Here is an 11,063-nt window from a genome sequence, read left to right on the forward strand (position 1 = left end):
TCTCCCACCCCCCTAACAATGATTATCATTTTTATTATCTGTATATTTTATTTTCTGGAAGTCCCTAATACTTTTTGATCGGTTGGGACTGGTGAGTGTAATTATTCCGTACTTTTGCTCTAACCTAGAAGTGACGGCTTCATTCGTTGTCGGTGTCACCTCTAATCCTAGTTCCGCCGCGATGCGTCTAGTTGAGACTTGGGAGTTGAAATAATCGTAGGAATCATTAACTAAACTGCCATCTAACCGAATTCGGGAGGCGATTATATGCAGGTGTTCGTGGTTGCGATCGTGGTGGCGTACTGCAACGAACTGACTGGTAGCTGCTACAGATGATTCTTCCTTGGGCAAGTATCCCATATCTTTGAGATATTCTCTTGCTACATAACTGTACTGACTGTCTAATAAATGCTCATGATAGTTAGAGCGGTGTGCTATCGAGATAATGAGGTGGGCACACTGCCGTTTAACTGCTTTTTTGGTGTACTTGATGTTGAGAAACTGCTGGTTGAATTCATCGGGGTTTGTTCCCATCATATTAGTATCGACAATCGCAGCATCATCTTTCCCCAAGACATACTTGAGCGTGTCGAGAAAATTGGGTTTTTTATAGATGACGGGAATCAAATTGAAGGAGTTGAAAGTGGGGGATATAGTACCTGTAATGCCTTATTTATCTAGGCTTGAGGGTGATTGGGCTGGAATATCTAGGTTAAATGCAGCGGCGATAGTCTTATCTACGAGTGCGATCGCATTATTGACAGTATCCAAAATTTGCTGGTTGTTTGTTTCCTTTGCTAAGTGAGATAACATCATCAGTTCGCTTTTGAGGTTTCCAGCAGTAGCGCGGATAGTTATCAAGTCGGCAGACGGTTTTGTCGTTAGTACCCGCCTTAACCCACAGGAACGTAAATACTCAGATGCAGTTACCCCTGTGGCGATCGCTTTTTCCTCAATGGTAGTTTTCTCTTCCTCAAAGAGGTATACCTTGATGGATTTGGTTCGCTTTATGGAGTTACTTACCATACCTTGTTTCACTGCGGGACTAAGTGGCATAGTTGGAGACTGCACTGGGGGAGTTGGGGATAACCGGAAATCTGACAACAGGTGCGGTATCAATTGCGGACAATATCGCTGCTATTTTTGGTATAAACTATACTTGATTTATATGCCGCCAGTGAGAGTACTGTAACTTGTGATAATACAAGGTAATATCTTATAGTTCGCCTTGTAACTGACACTGAAGCCGTAAACCTTGTTTTTAATGATGCAATTGTTGGGTTGTAGAGATTGTATGGTTATGTCGCCAGCGTGCGATCGCGTAGTGGGTGCTATCCATTATCGTGAATTAAATTATACGTAATTACAATTATTTATAGGTATTATTTTTCAATCTGTTTATTTATCAAACAGTAAATATATTACAAAGGTAGCATTTTGTGATACAAGATAAGACGATTGGTATTAAAGGCACTGTCAATTAATCTAGTTTATTGATAATAGCCTTAGTAATAAAATGACCCTACTAAACATACCTTGTCTTAGTTACAGGAGTGTACGGCGACAGCAATAGTCTGTTGTGGAATGCGACTGAAGTAAATGCTTGTGCAGAGCGGGTTGTGTGGTTCTATCCTAAGTTGATTAACTTCGACGTAATGCTGAAATAATTGGGTTAATTTGCCCTCAGAATACCTCAATTATGGGGATTGTTAGAGTTTATTTTTCAGTTAATTATTTATTTTGATTGACAAAAATCAAACCCAATTTCAGTTGATTGGGGTAATTAGTGTGTCAATTGGGGTAGTTAGGAGTAAATACGGGGGTGAGTTCTCCCACCGTATGGTTAAAGTAAGAGTATTGACAAATAGCTTACTGAGAAGCTTGATTTGCACGTTAATAGAAGAGAAGCTATGGCAAGAGCTAGTAAGCCAGCTGATTCGGTTGAGTTGGCGCGTATCATGCGGAATAAAGATATGGAGGACGGTATAGTAATTAGCTATCTCCAGTCAAAGAAGCGAGGGCAAACTGAGTTAGTATGTGAGGCGCTGCGGGCGTATTACCTACCATTTGCGCTATCTGCTGCGGGGGTATCTGGTGTTGAATTGCAGTCAGCCCTTCATGATGCGATCGCGCAACTTGAAGTTCAGATCATTAAGATGAAACGGACGTTTGGGATGGAGGGGTTGCCCCAGATAGTTCTTGTTAATCCTCATAGTGGAGTTTTCTCGCAAGGTGCAACTGGGTTACAACCAACAGTTGGAACTAATGGCGTGGAAATAACTCCTATTTCAGCTAATTCGGTTCCCCCTTCAGTTTCTTTTTTTGATTCCACTGGGCCAAGTCCTGTGTCGTTACCTGTTGCGACAGAACCAGTCGGATCAAATGTTTTGGGAGAAGATTCCGAAGATGATGGGTTTTTTAATGATGACGAGGATGATCCAATTGCTAAGGCAGAAATAGAAGTTGATGCAGGATTTCGTCTGGAGTAAAGGGATTATGAGGATATGGGTGGTTAGGTGTTTGAGAACAGCATACTCTCTCTGCCTTCGCTTGTGATACTTGCGTAAGTCCTGTCCTTGTCCTGTTTGTCGTTGTGGGCAATATCTCCTGGAGTGCGAACCGACAGGTCGGCGCTTCGCTATCGCCTGGCGCTGTTTGTTGTTATCCCTCTTCTGTCACTCTCCGGGAGGGCGATCGCTAGAAGCCTCATGAGGCAATCAATACAAGCTATACTATTAGAAAAAAATCGGTCTTGTATTTGTTATTAGAAAAAAATCGCGCAATCGCTTGCTATACAAAAGCTCTAGTTTTTAGAAAAGGCAAATGTTTTCGGAGAGTGACAGAAGAGGGTTATAGCCGTAGCCATATTAGTTAGGACGCTGCTTGCTTGAGAACGGTTTCTATTGCATCACGTAGATTATCGGATTTGGGTAACAACTTACGAACCCTACTTTTGAGCCATGCCCAACACTTTTCAATCCGATTGAGGTCTGGTGAGTAAGGGGGAAGATAAACGACCTGGCATCCTGCGGCTTCAATTAATGAAGCAATGCGGCCACCATGATGAAATGTCGCATTATCTATAATCACCCACTCACCCGGACGCAAGACCGGAATCAAACAAGTTTCTAGCCAGGTCTCAAACACAGTTCGGTTACACGCCCCTTCGACCGTAAATGGTGCAATCAATTGCCCCTCTCGATACCCAGCAATCATATTAATGCGACCTTGCCGCCGACCCGATTTGAGTTCGTAGAAGCGTTCCCCAACTTCAGAGTATCCGTAGCCGTAGTTGTCGCGTTCATCCATGCCAGACTCATCAACGTACACTAAATGCGATGCTTTCGGGTTTTCGAGTTGTGCTAAAAATGCCACTCTTTTGGCTTCATCTCGTTGACTATATCCGTATGTTTTTTTTTACGCGAATGTTCTATTTTGATTAATGCCCTGGAAATCGTGCGCTGGCTTATCTCTCCTTCCCATAGCTGTGCCATTTCGCTTTGGGTTTTATCCCCATGTTCTTTGACAAAGATGCGAAACTTATCCCAGTCGCTGATTTTGTTATTCTGCTGCAATGCTTTCCTTGCTTTGGGTTTGACATCACCCGTTTCGGCTTGGCGCTGCAACCACAAGTTGATTGTGTTGCGACTGATATTGAACAGAAGGCTTGACTCACACTTCTTGAGTCCGTCCAATTCAATCGCTTGTATGACTTTTCGCCGGAAATCTTCACTATATGCTTTCGCCATTGAAATTGGGTAGATGCAATGCCAACTCTTCTAGTTTACGTCCTAACCTTGATGGCTATAGCTATAGGAGGTGCTTTTCACCTCTCCATTGGGCGCATTTAGAAGGAGTTTTTCCAGCACCTGCACTGCATTCCTCAAAGTTTCTATGAAACCATTTCAGCCATAAATTTGGTCAAACCCTTTAGTCGAGTGCATCAACAGTATTTGACCGAACTGGAAAGGCGATCGCATTCTAGTTTTAGAGGTGCGATCGCCTAGAATAATCACTTCATATATCTCATCTGTAAAAGCTGCGATCAAAAATTTGACAGCAAAGCAAATGTGTAATTGACCCCATTTGACATACCTTGTTATTGCCCAAGACTCCACAATAACGATACTTTTTACTGGGGTAATTGCGGGGATGGTTGAGGTAATACGGGGTGTAATGATGACAATCACATTGTTTGAATTACAGCCAAAAAGCTAATTTTGTTTAATAATTCAACTTTTAGTTGATACAGAATTTGGGTGTGATTGGGGTAATTTAGTCATGATTTAGGAGGTGATTTGACAGTGAATATTAAAGCAGTTTTTAGTACATTAGTGTAGTTAGAATCTACGGTTTGGATTTGGTATTAGTGCTATCGAGGTACTTCAGTTAGCCCCGTGGCAATTTGAACTTGGTTGCTGGCAGTTTGCAGTGGACTCTCTACTCAATGGAGTTGAGTAAGCTAATCAGCATTTAAGTTGCATAAAAGTAGGGCTAAAGCCCTTACTACAAGCGAATCATTCTGGAAAAATGAATGACGATTAGCTTATGAATGCTGTAGCGCCATCGAAGAACATCGCCGTAATAGTTTTTTTCTACGCACTTTCTATGTAAAAAAGCTGTTAAACCCTGTAAAGAAAGTGTTTTACACCACAGTATTTTTCCCATTTCGGTTAAATTGGGAACGATAGTAAAAGGTAATAAAAGATTAAAGATATGCCCAAAACTAAGGAGAAAACAGACGTAAAAAAGGTAGTAATTACGATTGACATGGGTGCAAGTAAAACCAAGGCGATCATTCAAGAGTATCCAGAGGGAAAGCCTGTTGTTTTACTTTTCGACTCAGAAGTAGCAGATATTGCTAAAGCTTCGATTGAGAGCATTCAACAAGAAGGTAATCCTGAATCTCGTATTTGGGTAGGAATAGGTGATGAGTATTGCGCCTTGGGAGAGCTTGCCCGTCGTCGGTTTGGGGGTATATCGCAGCTGAAGGAGCTAAAGTATGAACTAGCAGTCCCTAAAATTTGTGGTGCATTTTGGCTGGCTAAGGAGAAGTTGAACCTGGGTAATGATGTTGCAGCTTACTTGAGCATTCTGCTACCGCCCGGTGAAGTGCAAGACAAAGAACAGTTACAAATTCGGTTGAAGGATGCGTTTCGAGGATTTGATACACCAGCAGGTAAGATGCGGGTAAAAATGCTTCGTTATGATGCAGCTTCTGAGGGTAGTGGGATATTTTTTCACCGTAGGCGATCGCTTGGCAATAATATGCCTGCTTCTATGTATGTAATGCTTGGTTATCGCAACGCAAGTATTTTCACCTTTCGCAGTGGTTCAATTGGTGCGGGAATAACCAGCAATTTTGGTATGTCTTGGCTAGTGAATAATTTTACTTCCAAGACATCGGGACTAAGCCCTGATAATCCCAATATTATCGAGGTGTTGGTAGAAGCTGGAGTTAATTGTGACTCCCAGGTGATGCAGAAACTCTCACGCAAGCGCAAAGGTGATGAAATTCAACTTGATGGTGAGTCGATGTCCAAGGCTTTATTGCTTGCTAGAGATGAATATTGGCGTGCGATCGTCAGATGGTTGCGCTCGAAGATGGATGATGATATTGAAGAACTGGTGTTTTGCGGAGGGACTGCGGATTATATTCGTCCAGAAATAGACGCTTACTTCCAGAAAGAGGGAATTAAGGTATCCTGGCACGGTAATATTTTTATACCTGATGAGATATCTTGCGGTATTGGCAATCGGATGGCGGATGTCTGGGCGCTCTACCAATATATGATTATTCAGTTTGATGAGTTGACTGGTTATACTCGCTCTGAGGTTGTACTGCTAACTAAATCCGCTGAAGGTAGTACAGATAATCCAGATGAAGAAGTTAAACGTAAGTATAATTTTACGCCTTGTGAGCGACCTAGTACCTTTATTGCTGTGAACGAGAATGTTTGATTAGCTCAGAAAAAGTAGTGTAGTTACAAGGACTGCAACTACACTTCTGGGATGCTTTTTACGTAACTTCTCAATAACCACTGCATGAATGAGCCGATTACTCGTGGTTAGGTGAGAATAGCTAGTTCTAGGGGGATTGAAAATAATTCCTTGTTGGCAGCGCCCCTTTCTATAATGACATCAGGTAGATAGAGAATATTGTTATCCCGCTTCAATCGAGTACACTTTGAACAAAGACTGTTGTTCAGCGTAGAATCTTCATGGCAAGGTGGTTATATTATGTCAACAGAAAATTTTTCTTCTCAATAAGCTCAAAAAAGTCGCATTAATAGCTGCTGGTTGACACAGCTTTAAAGGTTGAAATCACATTAGAATTATGCCGTTGGTTTTTATACTCAATAACCAGCTTGCACAAAGGCAATAATGCTTTCCTACGGAACTATTAGATTGAGCAAGTGCTGAGTGAATATCTCTTGGACGGGGTATATTTCTTTTTGTGTACAATTCCACAATAGGCAATCTGTGTAGCTAGGTCGATAGTACTTGCAGTCAACCTCTGTGTTGATAGCAATCCTTGTTAGAGAAATCAGAAAAATGATATAACATTATCTCAAAATTCTTCGCACAAACTGATATAACGTTATCTCATGACTGGAGTCGGAAATATAGTAATCAAGAAAGAGAAAAAATTATGCCTGCCAATTTGACCCTTTCGATTGAAACAAACGCTGGAGGAGTGGCAAAAAGTACTATTTCATACAATCTTGCGTATGAATTGGGTGTTCGTGGCTATTCAGTGGCACTATTAGACATCGATCCTAACGAATCATTGACATTATTTTGCGGATTGGGAGAATTTAAAACACAGGGAACAATGGCTAATGTTTACCATCCAGACTTCAATGGGAACTGGCCTTTAGTTACAGCTTGGCAAGGTAAGATTGACAAAATTCAAGTTTGTAAAGGCGGAAAAGAATTACACGAAACAATTCGGGAAGTTTCAAAGGATCTGCGTGGAGCTTATACTCTTGCAGATCGGTTGAGTGATTACCCCTTATCTCACGATTTTGTAATTATCGATTGTCCTGCAACATTGGAGCCTTTACCACTGACTGCTCTTGCAGCTTCTAGCCACGTGTTAATTCCAATTCAACCTGAATACAAAGCTTCTCAAAGTGCTGCGGCGATGATTGAGTGGTACTATTTCAACTGCAAGCGGCTGAGATTGAAACCGACTCCGAAAATATTAGGTATAGTTCCTACTCGTTGGAAAAGTGATTGGGGAGCGCATAGAAGTATTGTTGAGGAACTTCCCCTAGTCTGTAAGAATTTGGGAATTCAGTATTTTAGCCCAATTCGAGAATCAGCGGATATTCTTAATGCTTCTGGTAGAGGGCTACCTCTGGGAATTTACAGACCCGGCAAAGAGGCAAGAGGAGATTTTCTGCCAATTGTTGATGCACTAGTTCAAGAACTTAAGCTAATAAGAGGTTGATCGATGACAAAATTAAACAAACCGAGTGTACTTGGAATGTTTGCTTCTGCTGCTGATTCACAACAGATATTTGAGCTTGAAGAACGAGTAGAAGATTTACAGGCAGAGATTACAAGATTAAAAGATGAAGAAGCACAGGGAAAGCTTGCTGAAGAAGAACGTACAGTTCTCAATCAAACTATTGAAGACCTACGAGAACATTTGAAAGCATCTGGAATTTTTAAAATTCACTATAGTGAAATAAAACCCAATCCGAAACAAGCAAGGCAAACATTTACTTCGGATAGTATTCGGAGTATGGCTGTTTCAATTAGAGAGGAAGGGCAACAACAGCCGATTATCTTACTACCGGGAAATCTCATTTTTGATGGAGAACGGAGATGGAGATCAGTTGCAGAAGAGTTACAGCCAGAAATTGAAACACTGGATGCAGTGATGCTTCAGAAAGTTCTTTCTGAAGAGGAATTACATGCACGCACTTTATTAACTAGTCTTCACCGAGAAAGCTTGAATGAGCTAGATTTAGCCGAAGGTTTGATTCAACAGGCTAAGTTAGCTTTGGAATTTGAACAGGAAGAAGTAGTTAGAGCACTTAGGAGAGCAATAGCTAGATTAAACGCAAAAAAACTTTTGCCCCAATTAACTGAATTGGTTATTTTAACTAGAAAAGAGCAGTCAGAAGGCATTAAAGCATTTAATTTAGACGAAATAGAACAAAGTATTCTTCTGTTGTTATTACGTTTTCAACAAAATCCAGCATCAGTAGATGCAAATGTCTTTCCTTGCTTACGGCTTTCAGAAGACTTAAAAATTGCGATTAGACAATTAGGACTTGGTGCAAACCATGCCCGGTCACTTCAAAAACTAAATTCTAAAAATTTAAAAATTGAAGAAACTAAAGCTCTTAAAATCCGACAAGATGCTACATCACAAGTTTTGCAAGAAAGGCTAACAGTCGCTCAAACTCGTTTTCTAGTTGCCCAAACTATTGCTGAACATGCTCCTGAAACAAAACCTAAACCAAGTCACCAAATCAGTTCTCTAATTCGAGATGTCTCAGCAACTAAGGTCGAAGATATCCAGCAAGATCAACTGAGAGATTTATTGGCTGTATTAGAAGCTAAGGCAAAAGAGATTCGGAAAAAGTTGGACTAATACTATCTCGTCCGACTTAGTTCACTGAATCGTAGATATCCATGTAATCTATAAGTGCCTATCTAAACTACCCAAATGGCTTTCGCCTGAATCCCGCAGAGTCAAACCAGAATTATCAACCGAACGGTTTCAGCATGTGAGATTTCTAGACTGCGACAAAGCAGTGAGCCGAATTATATTTGAGTGCTGACACTGCCAAGAGAGGATACTTTGTCAGTTTACGGGTGAGCCTGTAGTTGGAGAATATAATGGAGGGACTTCAATCATCCAAATTAAGGTTAAGTGCCTCAACTAGGAGCAAACTGCTATTAGACTGAGTACGGAAGAAGTGCTTTCTACAACAGCAATTCCTTCTGCTTGGACATAAATAGTTTTCAAAAAACCAAATAATCTTTAATTTGGTCTTGTTCACGTCCTAATATCCCCGATTGGGGTCAAACTTCTCCACAAGATGAAAGCAAACCTATTGCTCCCTCTTCAATCAGATCCAGAAATTCCAGGTTACTTCAGCGACGTTTTTTAGCTACCGCAACCACTAACCGGAGGTTGGCGGTAATCATTTTTTGTTTAGCCAGTTGACCAAGCTTTTGGATTTGGGTTAACTGTGCTTCTGTTTTATTTACCTCGATAGCTAGTTCAGCCCTAGTTTGGGAACGCTCTAGTCGTTGCACTTGAAAATCGTTTTGCTTATCAAGTTTTGCATTGACCTTACAAGTCTTGTGTAGACAATCTTTTACTCTGGCAATAGCCTCGGAAAGCGACCAATTTCTCGTAGGTAAATTCCAACTGTATCAAAGCTTGGCTAGACATCTTGCGTGGTGGGAAGCTAATTTAAACAAAGATATTGACAGTAGAGTATAAATCAAACAGTCAACCATTTCAGAGGGTGTAGGGAACCCATGTTTTGAAACGTGGGATTTAACCAAGGAGCGGAGGCGGAGACATTCCGCCTCTGCGCTTTGTATTTCGCGCTATGCGTCTCGAAATAAATATTTTTTTAAGTGGGCTTTAGACCACAACTAAAGTTTTCTATTCCTTCTTCTCTATTTTTTTGTAAGTTAATTTCTACTACGTTCATAGAAAAGATTTCAAAAATTCTGATGGGGGCTGTATGGGGGCTATGTGTACCCCAAAAATAGATTAGGACTTCGATGAGAATTTGACACCTACATGGGGGCTTTATGGGGGCTTTATGGGGTACATTTAGCTATTTGATATTTTGTACCCCACAAAGCCCCCAAGGGGTATGATAAGTTCTTGAGGTTAGAGAGGGAAGGGACAGAGTTCTGGGGAAAGACTTATAGCAAGTTATTCTTCTCTCCCCTGCTTTCCTGCTCCCCTAAATAATCTGAACAGATAACTTTCACAAATCAAAACGTATTGACTTGATCCCTATGTCAAACATTCACGCCTTGCAAAAAATTTTTCCTGCTGGCTTTGATAACGGTTATGGAAGCCTAAAACTTTTAGTCGATGGTTTTGAAGTAGTTCGTGTACCAAGCTATATTTCCACAGCCGACATGGAAGATGTACCCGGACGAGTAGTTTTTAACGGTACTGCTTACACTGTCGGGGAATCAGCTTTCCGTACAGGAAATTATTTTGACCGGAACACGGATAACAATGAAAACAAAGTCAATAATGCATTGCTGACATTATTCGGTGCATTGGCACATCTGCCACACCGTAAGGCTTGGCACTTAAAATTAGTCGTTAGCTTACATGATGTTGGTCTGGCTGACGAATTGCAAAAAGTACTCAGTGGAGAATATCAGCCAATACTTGCTGGTAAACAATCAGAGGTGAAAGTAGAAGTCCTGAAAATAGTACTAGAGGGGATGGGTGCATTGTTTGGGCATCAACTACCCAAAAAATTAACCATTTTAGATTTTGGCAATGGCACGACTCTGTATTCTCGTTACAACCAGGGAAAACGAGAAGTTCACACCGCCTACCCCATTGGTGTAGAAGTTCTCATTGATGATATTTCCCAAAAAATGAAACATCTAAATGGGGGAAAAATCGGGGATGCATCCAAGATTCGATTTTGTCTGGAAATGGGACATACCAAGTACAGCCGTGACATCGATATCAAAGATATATACAGCACTTGTTTGAAAGATTGGTATGAAAAATACTTAAAAAAAGTGGTGAATCTAACACTTGATGCCAAGCACCAAGGGGATGAAATCTGGGCGATAGGTGGAGGCTGCCTCTTACCTGGATTCAAGAAACTATTAGAGAAAAACGGGTTCAAAATACTGGACAACCCGGTAGAAGCTAACGTCTTTGGGCTTCTAGAAATGGCAAAAACCATTACGAGCAAGAATTAACCAAACACATCTGGAAAGTGAAGTTATAACAAACAATGACAAATAAACAAGACTTAGCTCCGGTAAAAATTCGGCTCAAAGAAAACTACCGAGAACGCATATTTGCAGAATCCCAACAA

The 11,063-nt window shown here is 41.0% G+C and carries 10 protein-coding genes and 1 pseudogene; 5 read left to right on the plus strand and 6 right to left on the minus strand.

Features of this window, described 5'->3' with window-relative positions:
• Positions 1-12: 12 nt before the first annotated feature.
• Together GNF10_RS31125 and GNF10_RS31130 are read right to left on the minus strand one after the other, a co-directional pair.
• The gene (locus GNF10_RS31125; RefSeq protein WP_260446355.1) at positions 13-627 is read right to left on the minus strand and encodes a relaxase/mobilization nuclease domain-containing protein; all 615 of its coding nucleotides are present in this window, start codon (positions 625-627) and stop codon (positions 13-15) included.
• A 42-nt stretch (positions 628-669) separates the two neighbouring features.
• The gene (locus GNF10_RS31130) at positions 670-1,056 is read right to left on the minus strand and encodes a MobB protein (protein WP_221643796.1); all 387 of its coding nucleotides are present in this window, start codon (positions 1,054-1,056) and stop codon (positions 670-672) included.
• A gap of 854 nt (positions 1,057-1,910) precedes the next feature.
• Between GNF10_RS31130 and GNF10_RS31135 the strand changes: the two genes are divergently transcribed.
• Positions 1,911-2,489, plus strand: a complete 579-nt coding sequence (locus tag GNF10_RS31135; RefSeq protein ID WP_185586386.1) for a hypothetical protein — start codon at positions 1,911-1,913, stop codon at positions 2,487-2,489.
• 382 nt (positions 2,490-2,871) lie between these two features.
• Here the strand turns inward: GNF10_RS31135 and GNF10_RS31140 are convergent.
• Positions 2,872-3,749 (minus strand): IS630 family transposase gene (locus GNF10_RS31140; protein ID WP_221643529.1). Its coding sequence is split into 2 segments (ribosomal slippage): positions 2,872-3,417 and positions 3,420-3,749, totalling 876 coding nucleotides; the frame shifts between segments, so codons are not numbered across the junction.
• Positions 3,750-3,905: 156 nt separating this feature from the next.
• On the minus strand, positions 3,906-4,190 hold the full coding sequence (locus GNF10_RS31145) for a hypothetical protein (RefSeq protein ID WP_185586385.1): 285 nt from the start codon (positions 4,188-4,190) through the stop codon (positions 3,906-3,908).
• 526 nt (positions 4,191-4,716) lie between these two features.
• On the opposite strand from GNF10_RS31145, the gene GNF10_RS31150 reads away from it, so the two are divergent.
• The 3 genes from GNF10_RS31150 (at position 4,717) to GNF10_RS31160 (ending at position 8,611) form a co-directional block, all read left to right on the plus strand.
• On the plus strand, positions 4,717-5,961 hold the full coding sequence (locus tag GNF10_RS31150; protein ID WP_185586384.1) for a ParM/StbA family protein: 1,245 nt from the start codon (positions 4,717-4,719) through the stop codon (positions 5,959-5,961).
• Positions 5,962-6,652: 691 nt separating this feature from the next.
• A complete protein-coding gene (locus tag GNF10_RS31155) occupies positions 6,653-7,456 on the plus strand; it encodes a ParA family protein (protein WP_104901806.1) in 804 nt (267 codons plus the stop codon).
• A 3-nt stretch (positions 7,457-7,459) separates the two neighbouring features.
• A complete protein-coding gene (locus GNF10_RS31160; RefSeq protein ID WP_185586383.1) occupies positions 7,460-8,611 on the plus strand; it encodes a ParB/RepB/Spo0J family partition protein in 1,152 nt (383 codons plus the stop codon).
• A 506-nt stretch (positions 8,612-9,117) separates the two neighbouring features.
• On the opposite strand, the gene GNF10_RS31165 is transcribed toward GNF10_RS31160, so the two are convergent.
• Positions 9,118-9,282, minus strand: a complete 165-nt coding sequence (locus GNF10_RS31165) for a hypothetical protein (RefSeq protein ID WP_185586382.1) — start codon at positions 9,280-9,282, stop codon at positions 9,118-9,120.
• 62 nt (positions 9,283-9,344) lie between these two features.
• A pseudogene (locus GNF10_RS39515) lies at positions 9,345-9,404 on the minus strand (sigma-70 factor domain-containing protein); the annotation flags it as partial.
• A gap of 601 nt (positions 9,405-10,005) precedes the next feature.
• On the opposite strand from GNF10_RS39515, the gene GNF10_RS31175 reads away from it, so the two are divergent.
• A complete protein-coding gene (locus GNF10_RS31175) occupies positions 10,006-10,944 on the plus strand; it encodes a ParM/StbA family protein (RefSeq protein ID WP_185586381.1) in 939 nt (312 codons plus the stop codon).
• Positions 10,945-11,063 lie beyond the last annotated feature (119 nt).

This window comes from Nostoc sp. UCD121 (assembly GCF_014222285.1).
GTDB lineage: Bacteria > Cyanobacteriota > Cyanobacteriia > Cyanobacteriales > Nostocaceae > Nostoc.